This window comes from Halobacteriovorax sp. RZ-2 (genome assembly GCF_043196685.1).
GTDB lineage: Bacteria > Bdellovibrionota > Bacteriovoracia > Bacteriovoracales > Bacteriovoracaceae > Halobacteriovorax_A.
In genome coordinates this window covers 473264-490687 of sequence record NZ_JBEBMR010000001.1, presented here as the reverse complement: position 1 = coordinate 490687, position 17424 = coordinate 473264, and the positions used below count along the sequence as shown (strand labels likewise).

At 37.7% G+C, this 17424-nt stretch carries 19 protein-coding genes; 12 read left to right on the top strand and 7 right to left on the bottom strand.

Features of this window, described 5'->3' with window-relative positions; translation table 11 throughout:
- Positions 1 to 76 precede the first annotated feature (76 nt).
- Complete coding sequence (locus ABMA78_RS02240; RefSeq protein WP_392856626.1) at positions 77 to 664, top strand: YkgJ family cysteine cluster protein; 588 nt, start codon at positions 77 to 79, stop codon at positions 662 to 664.
- On the opposite strand, the gene ABMA78_RS02235 is transcribed toward ABMA78_RS02240, so the two are convergent.
- Positions 648 to 2135 (bottom strand): RimK family protein, encoded by a 1488-nt coding sequence (locus ABMA78_RS02235; RefSeq protein ID WP_392856624.1) that lies wholly within the window; start codon positions 2133 to 2135, stop codon positions 648 to 650. The genes ABMA78_RS02240 and ABMA78_RS02235 overlap by 17 nt on opposite strands.
- A gap of 82 nt (positions 2136 to 2217) precedes the next feature.
- Here ABMA78_RS02235 and ABMA78_RS02230 point away from each other — a divergent pair, with 82 nt between their 5' ends.
- Positions 2218 to 3306, top strand: coding sequence for a GNAT family N-acetyltransferase/peptidase C39 family protein (locus tag ABMA78_RS02230; protein ID WP_392856622.1), 1089 nt, complete (start codon positions 2218 to 2220; stop codon positions 3304 to 3306).
- 18 nt (positions 3307 to 3324) lie between these two features.
- Entirely contained in the window at positions 3325 to 4404 is a 1080-nt protein-coding gene (locus ABMA78_RS02225; RefSeq protein ID WP_392856620.1) for a hypothetical protein, read from the top strand.
- Here ABMA78_RS02225 and ABMA78_RS02220 read toward each other — a convergent pair.
- Together ABMA78_RS02220 and ABMA78_RS02215 are read right to left on the bottom strand one after the other, a co-directional pair.
- Positions 4390 to 4737 carry a 4a-hydroxytetrahydrobiopterin dehydratase gene (locus tag ABMA78_RS02220; protein WP_392856617.1) on the bottom strand — a complete coding sequence of 116 codons (348 nt, stop codon included), beginning with the start codon at positions 4735 to 4737 and terminating at the stop codon, positions 4390 to 4392. The genes ABMA78_RS02225 and ABMA78_RS02220 overlap by 15 nt on opposite strands.
- A gap of 15 nt (positions 4738 to 4752) precedes the next feature.
- Positions 4753 to 5067: an NGG1p interacting factor NIF3 gene (locus ABMA78_RS02215; RefSeq protein WP_392856614.1), complete on the bottom strand. Its 315-nt coding sequence runs from the start codon at positions 5065 to 5067 to the stop codon at positions 4753 to 4755.
- A gap of 162 nt (positions 5068 to 5229) precedes the next feature.
- Between ABMA78_RS02215 and ABMA78_RS02210 the strand changes: the two genes are divergently transcribed.
- The 3 genes from ABMA78_RS02210 to ABMA78_RS02200 are packed head-to-tail and all read left to right on the top strand — an operon-like array spanning position 5230 to position 8265.
- The gene (locus ABMA78_RS02210; RefSeq protein ID WP_392856611.1) at positions 5230 to 6807 is read left to right on the top strand and encodes a methyl-accepting chemotaxis protein; all 1578 of its coding nucleotides are present in this window, start codon (positions 5230 to 5232) and stop codon (positions 6805 to 6807) included.
- Between the two features lie 40 nt (positions 6808 to 6847).
- Positions 6848 to 7534 (top strand): helix-turn-helix domain-containing protein, encoded by a 687-nt coding sequence (locus ABMA78_RS02205; RefSeq protein ID WP_392856608.1) that lies wholly within the window; start codon positions 6848 to 6850, stop codon positions 7532 to 7534.
- A 38-nt stretch (positions 7535 to 7572) separates the two neighbouring features.
- On the top strand, positions 7573 to 8265 hold the full coding sequence (locus tag ABMA78_RS02200) for a transglutaminase family protein (RefSeq protein WP_392856606.1): 693 nt from the start codon (positions 7573 to 7575) through the stop codon (positions 8263 to 8265).
- Positions 8266 to 8277: 12 nt separating this feature from the next.
- Here the strand turns inward: ABMA78_RS02200 and ABMA78_RS02195 are convergent, their stop codons facing one another.
- Entirely contained in the window at positions 8278 to 8817 is a 540-nt protein-coding gene (locus ABMA78_RS02195) for a glutathione peroxidase (RefSeq protein WP_392856604.1), read from the bottom strand.
- A gap of 43 nt (positions 8818 to 8860) precedes the next feature.
- On the bottom strand, positions 8861 to 11035 hold the full coding sequence (locus ABMA78_RS02190; protein ID WP_392856602.1) for an OsmC domain/YcaO domain-containing protein: 2175 nt from the start codon (positions 11033 to 11035) through the stop codon (positions 8861 to 8863).
- A gap of 185 nt (positions 11036 to 11220) precedes the next feature.
- On the opposite strand from ABMA78_RS02190, the gene ABMA78_RS02185 reads away from it, so the two are divergent.
- The 3 genes from ABMA78_RS02185 (at position 11221) to ABMA78_RS02175 (ending at position 13058) form a co-directional block, all read left to right on the top strand.
- Positions 11221 to 11676, top strand: a complete 456-nt coding sequence (locus tag ABMA78_RS02185) for a hypothetical protein (protein ID WP_021266502.1) — start codon at positions 11221 to 11223, stop codon at positions 11674 to 11676.
- A 127-nt stretch (positions 11677 to 11803) separates the two neighbouring features.
- Complete coding sequence (locus ABMA78_RS02180; RefSeq protein ID WP_392856599.1) at positions 11804 to 12397, top strand: OmpW family protein; 594 nt, start codon at positions 11804 to 11806, stop codon at positions 12395 to 12397.
- A 94-nt stretch (positions 12398 to 12491) separates the two neighbouring features.
- Positions 12492 to 13058: a GNAT family N-acetyltransferase gene (locus tag ABMA78_RS02175; protein WP_392856598.1), complete on the top strand. Its 567-nt coding sequence runs from the start codon at positions 12492 to 12494 to the stop codon at positions 13056 to 13058.
- On the opposite strand, the gene ABMA78_RS02170 is transcribed toward ABMA78_RS02175, so the two are convergent.
- Positions 13055 to 14002, bottom strand: coding sequence for a hypothetical protein (locus tag ABMA78_RS02170; RefSeq protein ID WP_392856596.1), 948 nt, complete (start codon positions 14000 to 14002; stop codon positions 13055 to 13057). The two genes, ABMA78_RS02175 and ABMA78_RS02170, sit on opposite strands and share 4 nt — an antisense overlap.
- Before the next feature lie 99 nt (positions 14003 to 14101).
- Positions 14102 to 15256 (bottom strand): phosphatase PAP2 family protein, encoded by a 1155-nt coding sequence (locus ABMA78_RS02165; protein ID WP_392856595.1) that lies wholly within the window; start codon positions 15254 to 15256, stop codon positions 14102 to 14104.
- A 184-nt stretch (positions 15257 to 15440) separates the two neighbouring features.
- On the opposite strand from ABMA78_RS02165, the gene ABMA78_RS02160 reads away from it, so the two are divergent.
- The 3 genes from ABMA78_RS02160 to ABMA78_RS02150 all read left to right on the top strand — a co-directional run bounded on the left by ABMA78_RS02160 (position 15441) and on the right by ABMA78_RS02150 (position 17384).
- Positions 15441 to 15767 carry a hypothetical protein gene (locus tag ABMA78_RS02160; protein ID WP_392856594.1) on the top strand — a complete coding sequence of 109 codons (327 nt, stop codon included), beginning with the start codon at positions 15441 to 15443 and terminating at the stop codon, positions 15765 to 15767.
- A 98-nt stretch (positions 15768 to 15865) separates the two neighbouring features.
- Positions 15866 to 16702 carry a LysR family transcriptional regulator gene (locus tag ABMA78_RS02155; protein WP_392856591.1) on the top strand — a complete coding sequence of 279 codons (837 nt, stop codon included), beginning with the start codon at positions 15866 to 15868 and terminating at the stop codon, positions 16700 to 16702.
- Between the two features lie 79 nt (positions 16703 to 16781).
- Positions 16782 to 17384, top strand: coding sequence for a DUF899 family protein (locus ABMA78_RS02150; RefSeq protein ID WP_392856589.1), 603 nt, complete (start codon positions 16782 to 16784; stop codon positions 17382 to 17384).
- The last annotated feature ends 40 nt before the right edge of the window (positions 17385 to 17424 follow it).

Genomic DNA, 17424 nt, shown 5'->3' with positions numbered 1-17424 from the left:
TTTGCATGTCGAATTTTATTGCCAATTAAGTTTTTATGAATAGAATGGCCTTCGGTTTTTACATGTTGAAGGTTTTGTGAGTTTAAATAAAGAGATCTCTAAGCATATTGAATCAATCTTTGAAGAGTCTGCAAGGACTTTCTCTAGCTATCAATTGACCAAGGAACTTCCTTGCCTTAGTGGATGTGGAGCATGTTGCTTGAGTCAGGAGATATCTGCTTCAACTTCAGAAATGTTACCTAGTGCATTTCGTCTTCTTAATGACGAAGGAATTGAAAGAGTCGAAGAGTTGTTAGAAGAACTTGAAGGGACTCCTTCTAAAACTTGTGTCTTTTATCATCGTAACTCTGAAGATGGGACTAAAGGTTATTGTATGAATTATTTAACAAGGCCTGCCGTTTGTCGCTCATTTGGTGTTGCTGCTTACCGTGACAAGAACGGGAGCAAAACAATGAGTATATGTAAGCGCTTAAAAGAAGCGTATCCTAAGCGAGTAAAGACACTTGATCCAAATGAAGCACCTGTTATCGGGGATTTTGCTAAGCAAATATATCTCTTAGGGCAAAGTTCAGATGCTAGGTTAATGCATATTAATGAAGCTCTATATGAAGCATTAAAGAAAGTGTGGCTAGGCCACACTTATGGTTCTAATAAAGATTCTTAGTTTGTTCAATTTTGTGAATGAAATGCTTGATGACAATTTCATAAAGCTCGTCGCCAATTAACTCGTCTTCCACACCAAAGTCTAAGTTTGGATTATCATTAACCTCCACAACATAGGCCTTCTTTCCGTCATCTTTAATATCAACGCCAAAGAGTCCGTCACCAATTTTTGTACAGGCCTTAGTCGCAGTATCAATTACATACTGTGGGACATCTTCAATTGCTAAACATTGTGAATCCCCTGAGCTGTCTTCTTCACCACTGGCATGATTATAGATTTGCCAATGTTCCTTACTCATAAAGTACTTGCAAGCATAGAATGGTTTCTTGTTAATAACACCAATACGCCAGTCAAAATCGGTATATAGGAATTGCTGAACTAGGATTAGGGCCGATTTTTGTAGGAATTCCTTAAGACTTTCTTTAAGTTCTTGTCTTGTTTCAACCTTTGAAACTCCTATCGAGAAGCTTCCATCTGGGATTTTTAGAACCATTGGTAACTTAAGCTTCTCTTCTAAAAGATCTAGTGTTGCATCACTATAGTCGCTGACTATTTCACTCTTTATTGTGTTAATTCCATTCTTCTTGAATAGATTGTGAAGATAGATCTTATTCGTACATTTCAAGATTGCATTGGGGTCATCAATAACAACGAGCCCTTCATCAACAGCTGTCTTTGCAAAGGCATAGGTCGGGTTTACTAGAGACGTTGTTGTTCGAATAAAAAGGGCATCAAATTCATTGATTCGTGCAAGGTCATATTTGGAAATAGTTTCAACATAGAGTCCGTTCTTATTTCCAATATCGATGAATTTTCTTATCGCCTCAGGGTTACTCGGCGGAAGCTTTTCCTTATCATCCACTAGGATTGCAAGGTCATACTTGTATTGTTTTCTGGTATTTGGAAGACGCCAGATACGATTATTAAAACGTTCAAGATGTTGGGCAAAGAAAGTCTCCTGATGTTCATTAAGGTCAGTTATGTGAATAGGTACAATGGAGTTGATTTTCCATATTTTGTTAAATACTAAACGTACCTCAAAAATAGGGACAGGGTAGTTATTAAATATTACTTTGCCAATATTTCTAAAGAGCTTCTCTTTTGTTTCTCCAAAGAATACTCGAAAAGCAATTGAGCGGACTTCCTCTTTATTGTCGATATACTTTGTGGCCACTTCTTGGGCCAAGCTTTGAAGCTCGTCAAGATCATATGTATAGTGCTTCTTCTTGCAAAGATCATTAATGGTTTTTACTGTGGGCATGACTTTATGGCCTCTTGCCTCAGCAATAAGAGAAGTATAGTAACCAAGGGATAAGTACTTGGAAGAATTACATAAATTCAAAACCCTAAGGTTCTTAAGTTGATGATACTCTTCTTTTGATAGGTAGTCCTTGGCCGTAATGACCTGGTCGGTAGGGAAGTAGGGTTGCCAGTCTTTTAGACGATCAACGATGACAACAAGTTTTTCCATCTTTTTTTATCTCCACATAAAAATAAAGATATTTTTTTATCTAAGAATAATATAAATTATAAAAAAAAAGCGAGAGTTTTTTATGCATATTTTTAGAGATGCAACCTTAGAAGATCTGAACGCACTCCTTAAAATTGAAGAGGAGTCTTTTGATGGCGATCGCCTGAGCGCCACGAATTTTAAATACGCCATTACTAAGTCCCATGGGGCCCTAAAACTGATCCTTGTTAACAAGGTTATTGCTGGCTATGTTCTCATTTTCTTCCATCGTGGGACATCCTTAGGGAGAATTTACTCGATTGCTATTAGTCGTGGCTTTCAGGGACAGGGCCTTGCCAAGAAGCTTATGTTATTGGCAGAAAAGGTGGGGCAAGAGCACTCTTGTTCATACCTGCGTCTTGAAGTTAAGAGAACGAATAAAGGTGCTATCTCATTGTATGAAAAACTTGGTTATAAAGAATTCAAAATAAAACAAGATTATTATGAAGATCACCAAGATGCTCTTTGCTATGAGAAGCGTATCCGTAAGGCTCCGGCCAAGGCCAAAAGAAATATTGCCTACTACCAGCAAACGACGGACTTTACCTGCGGGCCAAGTGCCTTAATGATGGCCTTAAAATTTTTAAAACCTAAGATAAAGTTAAATCAAGAACTTGAGCTAGACCTCTGGCGTGAGGCCACAACTATTTATATGGCCTCAGGGCATGGCGGATGTGGCCCCCATGGGATTGCCCTGGCCGCAGCAAAGAGGGGGCTTAAAACGGAGATTTATATTAATCGCAAGTCTTCGCTTTTTACAGACTCTGTCAGGGATAAAAAGAAGAAAGAGGTTATTGAGCTCGTTCAACGAAATTTTGAAAAAAAGCTCAAAGAAGTAAGTGTAAAAACCCATTTTAAAAATTATGGCATCGCTAAAATTCGTGAGATAATAGAAGGCGGAGGATTGGCCCTCGTTCTAATAAGTGCTTATCGCTTAACTGAAACGAAGGTACCTCATTGGATTGTTATTACGAATATCGATGATGAATTTATTTATTTTAACGACTCTGATTTGAAAGATAATCAGGACAAGGTTGATAATATTAATATCCCCGTGGGGATTAATGAATTTGAAAAAATGGCCAAGTATGGAAGTGGACAGCTTAAATGTGTTATTTCACTTTTTTCTTAATCTTGGTATCGGTGATTTATGAATAAGAAGATGGGTGTCCTTAAGGTTTATCGAATTTTTGATATTGCTCATGAGGTATTATTAGACAAGGCCTATGAAAAGCTTAAAAGCCTTACTATTCTTAAAAAATTTAGTCTAAATAGGCCTTCCAAGAATATGCTTTTTCAGGATCCACCATTAGTGGTCTTCTTAGGAGAGCATTCGATTGAGAATTTGAAAGTGGCCGTCACGGCAAAATTATGGAGCTATGGTGCTCTTTCTTTTTCTGTGGATATCGAATGTCCATTCTTTGTGGACAAGAAAGAATTAATTGAATGGGTTGAGAATTGGTCTCAAGGGGATTCAGTTGAGAATTTTTGTCGTGAAAGAATAAGCTTCTTTATTGAGTCTCTAGGAGAGTCACTCGTAAAGCCTAAAATATGGGAGCAAAGTGAAGAATATAGTATTTTTGTCACTTCTCCTAAGTATCATAATAAAGATTACTGGCTAGAAGATTCTTTCGTCTATCAATTATTGGCGATGGAAAAGAATGTAAAGTTGAGTCCGGCAATGTTAGCACCTGTTGTTGATTGTACTGTTAGTTATGGACCTGACGATCTTGTGGCAATTGATTGGGATAATGCCTTTGTCTACTCTGAAGTTGATGGCCATGATATTTGTGATGTTATTGAGTTTGCAAATATTCAGCTTCTTGAACTACGTTATTTCGATGATCTTCTCGATAAGAAATTATCTGGGCTATATCGAAAAGTTGTTGAAAAGAACCCATCCATCTTTAGTAAGGTATCAGTGCTTGCTAAGGATGCCAGTCAGTTGTACTTTGAGACAAGTGAGTTAGTTGATCGAATTGAGAACTCTGTAAAAGTTATTGGTGATATCTACTATGCTCGCTTATTTCGAATCTGCTTAAAGCGTTTACAAGTAGAACAATGGCAATCTCTTGTTGACCAGAAACTTAAGAACCTTCTAGATGTTTCTCAGATGTATATGGCAGAAGTAAATAACCGCAAAAGCCACTTAATGGAGATCATTATTATCATCCTAATTGCGATCGAGGTTATACCATTTGTTTATAACTTAGCACTAAAGCTTATGTGACTTTAAAATCTGATCAATCTTGCTGGCAAAAATAAAGTCGCTCTCAACGAGGTCATCAATTTTATGTGTCCATAGATCAACCTTTAATTTTCCAAAACTAATGAAGAGGTCTGGATGATGCCACTGTTCGTCTGCAACTTTTGCAATCTCATTTGCTATGGCCATAGGTTGATCAAATTTGTCACATGAGAGCTCAAGACTGAGTCTTCTTTTGTCATTAGAAAAGCTCCAACGAGGATCAAGTTGATCCTTTAATTGAAGTTTCTCATCCATTGGCAGGGGAGGAACTCCTCCTTGACATGGGATACAAGTTTTCTCACTTAGTGCTGTCATCTATTCTCCTCCAAACTAATCAAAGTTAACGAGATCGTAGAGGTCAATAGCAGGCTCTTCATAGGGATGGGCCTTCTTGAGCGCTTCCAAGACTTCTTTGACTTTATTATCTGGACAAATTGTCTCAACTTTTAATTCGACAACTTTCTCTATTTCACCATTTCTTCCAATATGTGGATTGGCCTCTTGATTTGGCCTAAATTGCCCCACACCCTCTACTTCAAATGAGCAGCGGTCATAATTACCAATTGTCCCTGCTCCTGCATCGAAAACCGCATTTTTGACGACCTCTGCATTGGCCTTTGGGACAAAGAAAACTAGCTTTTTCATTAAAAACATCCTTATTAAGATAATTCCATTAGGGATAAGCATCAACTTCATTAAAGTTTACATTTTTCTAACCCTGATTAAAATCATAAAAATAATTGAGTTTGGTTCATTAATTTGTTCTGTAAACTGACGAGGAGTAAGAGGTATTTAGGAGGAAAACTAATGGTTAGTTTAAGAGAGAGAATCAAATACTTCTTTTCTGCGTCAGTTTATTCAATTTTGTCATCGGCAGTCTTTGTTGTCCTACTATTTGCTGTGACCCTGCCATCGATTAACTCGACTGCCCGAAATGGTAAGAATGAGAGCGTAAAGGTCGCAATTCACAACGCCTATAGTATGGTGAAGTATCTTTATGATGAGTCACAGGCCGGAAAGATTACAGAAAAAGAAGCAAAACTACATGCTAAGAATTTACTACAGGCCCTTCGTTACGATGGCAAAAACTACTTCTTTGTTAGTGATAAGAATTTAAATGTCGTTGCTCATGGTGCTGACCCTTATAAAGTCGGAAATAATATGGCCAAGTACCAAGATGGGAAGGGAACTTATCTCTATAAAGAATTTCTAAAAATTGGACTTGAAAAGGGGGAAGGGCCTCTCACTTATTACCGCGCTCGTAAGAAAGAAGGTGATGTCATTGAAAAGACTTCTTATATCAAATACTTCGCTCCTTGGGGATGGGTTATCGGAACTGGTGTTTATATTGATGACGTAAAGGTTGCCGTCTTTGAAGCTAAAAAGAGTACTCTTATTGGACTTATGATTTGTGTTGCCATTGCTCTGGGGCTATCTCTATGGAATGCCCACTCAATGTATGCAAACTTTATTTCGCCAATTAAAAACGTGATTAGAAATCTTAAGACAGAATATGTTGAACTAGAGCGCATTGCGAATAATATTAATTCGAGCTCAAGGCAAATCCTCGATGTATCCAGTAAGCAAACTGACTCTGTGGACAATGTTGCAGCGGCCATCACTGAAATCAAGTCAATGGTTGATTCAACAAGAGATAACGCCGATCGATCAAGTGGCCTTGCCAAACATACTGCAAATATCTCAAACGAATCTAAAGAGAAAATCTTAAGACTAGTTCAATCGTTTGATATTATTAAAAAAGATAATGAAGAAGTTATTCAAGTTATTCGTGACAATAGTGTTCAGTTAAATGATATTTCAAATACAATTAATGATATTCAAGAAAAGACTGAAGTCATTAGTGATATCGTTTTCCAAACAAAACTTCTCTCTTTCAATGCATCTGTTGAAGCGGCGAGAGCAGGTGAGCACGGTAAGGGGTTCAGTGTTGTGGCCGAGGAAATTGGAGGCCTTGCTAAAGTCAGCGGTGAGTCTGCCATTGAAATTGCAACAATCATTGAAGAGTCAACTCGTCGAGTGAAAGAGCTAACAGATATGACGACTAAGACTGTTGAAAACCTTGTTCAGGTAACAGAAAAGGATTTACTTGAAGGTCAGAAATTAATGTCTGATTGTCGTGATGCCCTTGAGGAGCTGGTTGGCCAATCAATGGAATCTTCTAGCATGTGTAATGAAATTCTTGGTGCACTTTCAGAGCAAGAAAATGGTATTGCAGATGTAAATACATCGATTAACACTCTTAATGAATCTCAGTGGCAACTAAAGAGTTCGCAAGAGACTTCTGCTCGTGAAGTTGAAGACCTTGTTAAAAAGAGTGAACAAATTAAAACAGCTGTTGAAAAATTAGAAAAAATCGCAGCATAACAAACTAGCAATTGATTCAAATGGCCCTTATAATAGGGCCATGAATCGTAAAATTTACCTCTTCGACTATTTCACTGTTATTGAATCTAAATCCTTAAATGTTGAGTTTCACTCTCATATTGCTCAACAGATTTCGATCTCTCTCGATTCATGCCCCTTAAAATACGAAACAGAAGATGGTGTATTCGAAGAGATGGCCGTCTATCTTCCTTCTCTAAAAAAACATCGCTTTCTAAGTGAAGCATGCCACAATCTAAATATTCTCATAGATGATGAAGCTAGTTTTAAATTAGATCCTAAGGTTATTGAGCTTAGGGACTTAGAGCTTGAAGATATCAATCACAATAGTGTTGAAAAATTCCTAAAGGAGCTGGGGCTTCTTTCAGATAAAGAGATGGATCAAAGAATTGTTAAATTATTTGATATCATTAAATCCTATGAAAACCTCGATGAAATAAAGCTCAAGGATGTGGCCACTAAAGTTGCCCTTTCAGAAAGTCGGCTACTACACTTATTTAAGGATGAAGTAGGGGTTACATTTAGAAAGTATATCCTTTGGCAAAAATTAAAAAGGGCAGTGGAAGCTCAAGCGCAAGGAAGAAGTATTACGGATGTCGCTATCGCTGCTGGCTTTAGTGACTCTGCTCATTTTTCAAAATTTTTTAAACAAAGCTTTGGCCTATCACCGAAGGAAATCTTTAAAAATAGCCAGTTTATACAAGAATAGAATAACAAAAGTTCGTATGATCTTCTTAAGGAGAATATATGAAATCAAAATTACTCGATCTTGACCATCCCGATATCGTTGCATTAAAAAATGAAATTCTCGAGTTTTCTCGAGATGAGTCTCAAATCATTGGAGCTTGCTACCGCTATGTTAGAGATGAGATTAATTTTGGCTATAATTCGAGTGATGATTTGACTGCATCTGAGGTCTTACGTGATGGTTATGGCCAATGTAATACAAAGGCCACGCTGCTAATGAGTCTGTTAACGGCATGTGGGATTGAAAATAGACTACACGGTTTTACAATTGATAAGAAGTTACAATATGGGGCCATTACCGGAATCTTTTATAAAATTGCCCCACGTGAAATCCTTCATAGCTGGGTAGAAGTGAAATATCAGGGGCAGTGGTATAACCTTGAAGGCTTCATTCTCGATACTGACTATCTTGAAGCAATTCAAAAGATGGCCGGAAAAAATGTACGCTCTTTTTGTGGCTATGGGGTTGCTTGTAAGGATTTACAAAACCCCGAAGTTGACTGGAAAGGTGGAAACTCAACTTATATTCAAAAAGAAGGTATTGTCAGAGATTTAGGGCTATATGAAACACCGGATGAATTCTATGAGAAATTTGGAACAAATCCGAAAGGAATAAGAAAATTCTTTTATAAGTATTTTATTCGCTTCTTGATGAATAAAAATGTTAGTGACATAAGAAAGAGACCTGCTTAGTGCAGGTCTCACTTATAAAAGCTCTTTTAACTTAGATGTGATTTTCTCATCTGTTGGTGCGATATCTGGGAAGAATCTTTCAACAATCTCTCCATTCTTATCGAGAAGGAATTTTTCAAAATTCCAATGAATGTCATGAGGTTGGCCAGAGATAAGTCCCTTACTAATCAGAAGTTGTTCAAAGTCCGGTTTGTCATTTCTAACAGCTTCCTTCTTTGTTTCTGTTAAGGCCTTGTATAAAGGATGCTGTCCTTCACCCTTAACTATTATTTTCTCATTTACTGGAAAAGTTACGTTGTACTCTAGATTACAGAATTGTTGAATCTCTTCGTTAGTTCCAGGCTCTTGCCCAAGGAACTCATTTGCTGGGAAGGCCAAAATTTCTAGGCCTTGATCCTTATACTCAGAGTAAAGTTTCTGTAGCGCCTCATATTGTGGAGTCAGTCCACACTTAGAAGCAACATTAACAATAAGATAAGCCTTGGCATCAAAGTCCTTAAGTGTCTTATCTAGTCCTTTGCCATCTTTAAAGTGAATTGTATTTAGATTCATATAGGTAACCTCCTAAAGTTTTTTAAGAGGTTACCATAAAGATTTATTTTAGAAAGTTGTGGCGTGCTAATTGAAGCTTTTTATAACTTTCAATTAACTTTAAATGCTTATCAATTCCTTCAAGATTCATTCCTGTTGGTGTAAGTCCATCAAAACGATTCTCTCCAGTAATTGTCTTAGTTACTCGCTCCATTAATTCGCTACCATACATACGAGTTAAGTTTTCGCTGTAATCGGTGATTTCTAGATCTTCACCAAGTTCAATATCGAGAGCGATATTAAGTACCTGATAGAAGCGTCTTCTCTCAATCGTATTGTCATTGAATGTTCCAAGCATTTCAACTAGTTCTTTGGCATCTTCAAATTGCTTTAGTGCAAGATAAGTCAGGGCCTTAAGTTCTCCAATTACAAGTTGTCCCCATACGGTACTTTCGTCAAAGGCCACACCGATAAGCTCTGATACTGGCATGTAATTATCCAATGAGCTTTCTTCTAGCTGGCCAACGAGTTCAGACAGGTCTTCTTCATCAAGAGCATGGAGATTAAGTATCGCTTCTCGGTAGTCGAGAGCTTGATTATGATTATCCCAAATTAAATCTTCTGGCTGATAGATTTCAGAATAATTTGGAACGAGAATTCGGCATGCAGCCGCACCCAGTTCATTGTAATCGGCAATATAAACTTCTTTCTCAAGTTGTTTAAGAATATCCATCAAGTAGTTATATTCTTCTTGCGTTGTTCCTGAGAAGTTCCACTCGTTAAATTCATATTGTGGTTTTGCCCCAAAGAACTTCCACGAGATAACACCTGTTGAGTCAATAAAGTGATCAACAATATTATTGTGTTCACGAATTGCAAACTCGTTAAATGTTGGTGGGAAAGTATCATTCATTCCTTCAAAACTTCTTCCTTGCAGAAGTTCTGTTAATGATCTCTCAAGTGCTACTTCAAAACGAGGGTGTGCCCCAAAAGAAGCAAAGACTCCACCGTTTCTTGGGTTCATTAGCGTCACACACATGACAGGAAATCGGCCACCAAGAGAAGCATCTTTAATGACAATTGGAAAGCCAGCTTCTTCAAGTTTAGCAATCCCTTCCATAATTGTTGGGTACTTTTCTAGAACTGCTTTTGGTACATCTGGAAGAGTTATTTCATCGACAATAATTTGTTTCTTTACTGCTCTTTCAAAAATTTCAGAAAGACATTGTACGCGCGCTTCATACTTTGTATTCCCGGCACTCATCCCATTACTTACAAATAGGTTGGCAATAAGGTTTGCCGGGATATAAACCGTTTGACCATCTGATTGACGCTCATAAGGAAGTGCACAAATACCGCGCTCATAATTTCCTGAGTTTGTATCAACTAGGTGAGAAGCTGAAAGCTCACCATCATTATCATAAGCAGCAATTAGGGTATTATCCATTAGACCTTCTGGAAGTGTGTCATCTTCTGGTATTTCAAACCACTTCTCGTTAGGGTAGTGAACAAAGTCTGCATTAGCGATCTCTTCACCAAGATAGTAATCACTATAAAAGTAATTCGTGCTGATACGTTCAAGATATTCACCAAGGGCCGAGGCAAGGGCAGCGTCCTTTGTTGCTCCTTTACCATTGGTAAAACACATTGGAGAGTCTGCATCTCTGATATGAACAGACCAAACATGAGGGACTTGATTACGCCAAGAGGCGATTTCAATCTTTATTCCTAGATCTGCAAGAAGCGAAGTCATATTCTCAATTGTTTCCTCAAGAGAACAGTCCTTTCCTGCAATCATGGTCTTAGCGTCATTTACTTCATATTCAAGTTTGACATCATTTCCTAAGATTTCTTTGGCCTCGATTTTAAAGTCGATTTCATTTTGGATCACACGCTTTACAGTACAGCGGTTCATTGATGCAAGAATTCCCTTCTTATCTTTTTCAGATATTGAAGCTGGAAGTTCTGCATGAATCACAAATGATTGTTTGTAACGATTATCGGGATCCACAATATTTTGCTGACTGATACGAATATCTTCTGTCGGGATATCACGACTATTACAATAGACCTTGGCAAAGTAGGCTGCACACATGGCAGATGATGCTAGGAAATAGTCGTATGGGCCAGGAGCTGTACCGTCACCTTTGTAGCGAACAGGCTGGTCTGAAATGATTTTGAAGTCGTCGAAGCTGGCTTCGATTTTTAAATTGTCGAGGTATTTTACGTTTACTTGCATAGCGCTATAACTACCATAAATAGGTATGTTATGGCCCTATCCTTCTTCAATCCTATAAGAATTACTGCTATTTATGGTGTTGTAAGTATTTGAAAATCAATAAATTTAACTTTCTTAAGTTGTCATTTATTGCCATTCCATGATCTTTATTGCGAAAATACTCGTTCAATTTAAAGGAGAAGTTAATGAAATCTATCATTCTAATGCTGGCAATGCTGCCTTGCCTTGTTTTTGGTTATAACCACCCAGACGCAAAAACACTTATGACTGAATACCAAGAATTTCGTTCGATGGTTTCAACAATGAAGCACGATTACCTAGTAGGTGATTGGTATAAGGCAAAAGACTTTGGTGACACAACTCTTATGTGGAACCTTGGTGATAATCTAACTGATCGTGAAGTTATTCGTTTCTTTAGAAGAAAGGCCGACGGTTCTGTCTTCACTGTAACGTATCACCGCTCAGATTATATTGTTGATGGAAGAATTGTTCTTCGTCGTTTTGTTGGGCCAGAGCCAACAGGTTGGATCAACCATACGATCGATTATGAAACAGGTGAGCAGCTAGGTTCTCAAGGCTGGTGGCCAATGTTTGATGATTCAGATCATGCATTCATGCAACAGTGGGGATTCCATTACTAAGAATTAAAAATGAAAGCCTACAAAAGTAGGCTTTTTTTTATTTTTATTTTTATCTCTGATCTGTCTCATAAAAATTTAAAAACTCTTTTGTTATTTTTTTTATATAAAAAACACATAAGGAGTTTTTGTGAAAAAAACATCAATCATTTCAATTCTATTTTTCTTAATGTTTAATTCTTTTTCATTCGCGCAAGAAAACGCGATGGTGCGTGTAAGAGCACTTGGTGTAAGCCCTGATGTTAGTGATAATATTGGTGGTAATATTGCAATTAATAACGAATCAGTACCTGAAGTCGACTTCTCTTACTTCTTCCATCCAAACTTTGCTGTTGAATTAATTCTTGCAACAGCAACTCATGACGTAAATCTAAATGGAACAGGAAGCCTTGGAAGTGTTTCTCTTCTACCTCCAACATTACTTGCTCAGTACCATATGGACTTTGGTATTTTTAAACCATATGTAGGGGCAGGGATCAACTACACAATCTTTTATGGAGAAGTTCCTGGAGACATGGCCTCAACTAAGTACGATGATTCATTTGGATATGCATTACAGCTTGGTACAGATATCAAGGTTGCACAAAATATGTATCTAAACTTTGACGTAAAAAAACTTTACTTACAAACAGATGCAACAGTTGATACTGGATCTGGAGTTGTGAATGCTGAAGTTGATATCGATCCTCTCCTTGTTGGTGTCGGTATTGGTTTTAGATTCTAAGACTCTAAAATGGGGGAGGTTATGTGGCGTAGCCTCCTCTTTAAATCTTGCTTAATTCATTTGCACCCATCCGTATTTCCTGTATCATTTCTCTATGATGGAATTTGAAATTAGAATCCTAGAAGGCAAAGAATTTGATAAGTATTATCAAGCACACAAAGAAGAAGTCTTTGAAGAAGACCATAGTTATGTTCTTTGGGACATTCTCTCAGAAGAAGAATTAGCTAATATTAAAAGACTAAAAGAGAATATGGGCAGTCCATATCAACTCTGTCTTGCGGCCTTCGATAAGGATGAGAATTTCATTGGCTGGAGTTGGGGTTTCCAAGAAAATAGTACAACTTATTATATGTGTAACTCGGCCGTTCTTCCTGAGTATCGTCGCCATGGTATTTATGGGGCCATGCTTGATAAGACTCTCGCTATTTTAGAGGCAGAGGGCTTTCAAATGGTTTATTCTCGCCACTGCGCTACCAATAATGCGGTTATTATCCCAAAGCTTAAGGCCGGCTTTCTTATTTCTAAAATGGAAATTGACGATAAATTTGGAGTTCTTATTCATCTTCATCACTACTTTAATGAGAAGAGAAAGAAAGTTATGGATTATCGTGCCGGGCAGGTTAAACCCGACACTGAAATTAAAAAGCTTTTTAAGCTCTAGCGAACACAGTAGTAATTCAAGACTTTTGCATTCACTGACCATGGATCACGTACTGGTGAGGGATTCATAAGTCCTGGGTGATATACCTTTCCACCACGAAGTGCCCAGATATTTTGATGAATTGAAACTCCACCGTTCCAATCACCGTAAGCATCAATTGCCTCAAGTTCAGATCCATTAGGAAGTCTTGCATACATATTGTCACAAGCTCGTTCTGCTTGTCTTAATGATGTTACTCTTCCGACTGATCCATTATGAGTTCCAATAATTGTAAGCTTTCTTCCATTCACTCTAAGTGTTGATGGAAATTGAGTTCTTTGAAAGTCCTCAAACATACGTGAAGCAATTTGAGACATCACAACTGAAGGTTGTCCTATTCCCTGATAATTCTTTGTCGATCCATCTGATCCTACAAGAGTAAGAGTTACTTGGATATTTCCTCGACAATTAGGGGCAAATGAATATGAACCATAGGCCATATAATCAACAAGCTCTCCTGCATTATCAGGAATCCATCCAGGTCTTTGACCATTATTGATTGAATTAAAGATATAACGAATATTATTCATTTGGACGAATTCTAGTTTTCTATCAACCACTGGAAAGTCACGATAGTAACCATCAAAATATGCTTTTAATGTATTTTCGAGCGTCACATCAAGATACTTATGTTGAGTGGCAAGTCTTACGTTCTTGTCGTATAAGGCATCGAAAGTAACAAGCATTTGTAAGGCCTCGCTTCCTTTTGCTCCTGATTGCATAAGCTCTGATGCTAAACCTGTCATCTCACTCATATACTCTGAGCGAGTTTGCGAGTAGGCTTGCTTATAGGCGCAAAGATCCGCTCCTCTTACAAAGGGGATTGATGACCAGATACGGGCCGCTTGAGCTTGAGCGCTAATACCAATAAGAGCTAATAGAGCTAGGGATTTCAACTTCTTCATAATATCTCCAAGTTGCCTGATTATAGGGGGATATCGAAATTTATCATAGTTAGTCGATAAAATTTATACGTATAAAGGCCAGCTTTGCTGGCCCGGGTTTTAGTTTTGTGATCTTAAGTAAGCTTCATAGATACAAGCACGGATTTTCTCTTTTCCTTCAGGCATCTTTTTACACTGAAATTCTCCCTGCGAGTTCTTTCTCTTAGGAGTCCATTCAAAATTAACCATGAATGTTCCTGATTCAGCATTCCAGCTTGGAAAAACCATTAGTCCACCTTCGCTATCATCACTTTCGTGCATTCTGATAACAAGCTTTGTGATGAGGTGACCTGCGATAGCACCTGCAAATACGTCAGATAACCAGTGCTTTCTGTCGTGTAGACGTCCATATGAAGTTAGGGCCGCAACACCATAGGCAAGGTATGGGACGACTTTATTGTCTTTGTAGATTTCAGCAAATACAGTTGCAAATGACCATGCTCCTGAAGAGTGGCCTGAGAAGAATGATTTTCCTTCCGTTCCAAATGCATATGCTCCAAGATCTTTATTTGGTCTTTGACGGCCAAAAGTTTTCTTAAAGCCTTCCGTTACAATTTGTGTCGCAATTTGAGATGTGACAACATAGAGACCTGCTTTTTTAAGCTTTCCATCTTCAAGGACTACTCCCATGAAGTAAGAACCTGCAGCAGCACCTCCCATAATGAGACGCTCGTGATTATTAGTTGGGTATACTAGTTTTTCAGTAAAGCCATTCTTATGATCTTGAATGAAGTCCATTGTTTCTTCATCAGAAGCAAACATAACAAGTCCAAGAGAAGTGGAAGCGGCAAGCATAAGTGCTTCTTTATCGCTTAGACCTAGAGGAATAAAGTAACCCTTCTTATTATCACTAGGATCATACTTTCTTAGGAATTCAGAGAATTCTTTTGGGTTCATTCCACCACGAATGGTTTCATTACCAATACGCCCTTTGATACCTTCCATATCATCAATGCGTTTTTGTTCTTCATCACTACAGCCTTGAATAGTATTCTTACAGCTATAGATTTCATCTAGCATCCTCTTTGCTTGAGAGCGCATATCAATTTGACTTTCATCTACGGATACACAGCCTTCATAGCGCCACTCACAATTATGTTGGAGAGGATTAAAAGACTCCTGTTGCCAGAAGTAGTTATTCTCTTGTGCAAAAGCACTCGATACGAGAGTTGATAAAATTATACCTTTAGTTACGATCTTTCTTATATTTTTCATGCGTGCAATATAGCTTAGTGGTGAAATAAGTGGTGATAAGTGTAAATAATCATGAGGGAGTCAAAAAAGTAGACACTATAAGTATCTAAAATATTTAGAAGAATAAATTACATACCTACGAATACTCGTAGACGTTTAAATAGAAAAATTGTTATTTAGACAAAAAACCTATGAGGAGAATAAGATGAAAAAATTATTAATGGTAGCGATGCTATCACTTACTTCAGTTGCAGCACCTGTTTCAAACTCAGTAATTGCACAAGCAAAGAAAGCTGTTGAAAAAACTGCAAAAGCATATTTTGGTCCAAAAACTTACGTATACTACTCAAATAGTAGTGCAGAAGATAAAGAAGTCTTCTTCAATGTCCTATGGTCAGAAGAGACGACTGATGTTTACTATGATGAAGGTGAGCAAATTTATGTTCCTGTAAAAACAGATTGCGAGCAGGAAATGGTTTACCTAGTGGACTCAAAAAAAGTTCTACTTACTCAAAACGCTTATTGCTACTAAAAATTTAAAGGGAGCTTCATGCTCCCTTTTTTTACATGTAATAATGAAAGAGTATGGATGCTGTTTTGAAATATCATAATGATATGGTATGAAATGGCATGAATATAAATCTCAACTATATTGAAGTCTTTTGCCATCTCGGGCAGAACTTAAATTTTTCGCAAACGGCAAGAGAGCTTAATACTTCTCAGCCTGCGATTTCTCGTAAGATCAAGCTCTTAGAAGATGAGCTAGGCTATGAGCTATTTGTTCGATCAAATAAAACAACTTCTTTAACTGTTAAAGGCCAGGCTTTCCTCGATCAAGTTCTTCCAAGCTTTAATACAATAAGTGGTGCTATTCAAAATAAAGCCCAAAGAATTGATTTAAAGGTCGGAAGTATTTTTGAAGCTGGAGAGAAGTTTCTACTGCCGGCCTTAAGTGAATTACACGATAGGGAGAATATTGGTCACTTTGATTTACATTTTGACTCTGCCGTTAACCTGATTGAAAAGCTACAAGCAGGTGAATTAGATATTATTATGACCCATGTTATTCCGACGCAAAAAAGCTTGGCCGCCTTTGAGGTCTGTCGTGATGGGACATTCTTAGTTGGCCCTCTAAATGAAGATTGCAAGCAAAAAAGAAAGCTTGTTACTTATCGTAAAGAAGATCTCTATACCGAAAACTTTTTGTCTCGTTCTTTAGGAAAGAGTTGGCGATCAAAATTTGAAGCAGTCGGCTGTGTAAACTCTCACAAAGCAATGCTGACTCTTTGTGAAGTTGGTGGTCTTTTTTGTGTTGTTCCCTCATCAAGCTTTAATGAATCTAAAAAGCTAAAGATCTATAAGAAGAAAGAAAGTAGTCATGGTATCTATATTTGTGTCAGGCAAAACTATCTTGAAAATAGAGATACAAAAAAGCTTATTACAGAACTAATCAATTGTTTAAAATAGATTTCCAATTCTTTACCTTTTCGTAAATTGACGGCCCCGTATCCACAAACGAATATATCTTCATTCGATTGGAGTTTATATGGGAAATGTTTCAGCACTAAAAGAAGCAGAAAAAGAGCTATTTGAGTTAACTCAAAAGGTTGCAGCTTTGCGTAAAGATCAACCAGCTCAAGAAGTAAAAGATTACACTTTTCGAAGCACAACTGGTGCCGTGAATTTATATGATCTTTTTGGGGATAAAGATCAACTTATTATGATTCATAATATGGGACAAGCATGCCGTTATTGCACGTTGTGGGGAGATGGAATTAACGGCCTTGTTTCTCATATTGAGAGTGTGTGTTCGTTGGTTTTGGTTTCTAAGGATGATCCAGAAATTCAACGTCGCTTTGCAAATGAGAGAGGGTGGCGCTTTAATATATTATCTCATGGGGGAGGAGATTATATAAAAGAACAAAGCGTCGTTGCGGGTGAGGTGAATATGCCTGGAATTGTCTGTTATCAAAAAGTTGGCACTAAGGTCTATCGAAAGAATTCTGCGGTTTTCGGTCCTGGGGATGAATTTTGTTCAATGTGGAATATTTTAACATTGGCCGGAGTCTCTTCAAGTGACTGGACTCCGCAGTATAGTTATTGGAAGCGTCCTGAACACATGGATGATGGGGGTGAGAATCTACAGTAATTCTTGAATGTTTGATACGTAAGGTACATAATATTTGTGT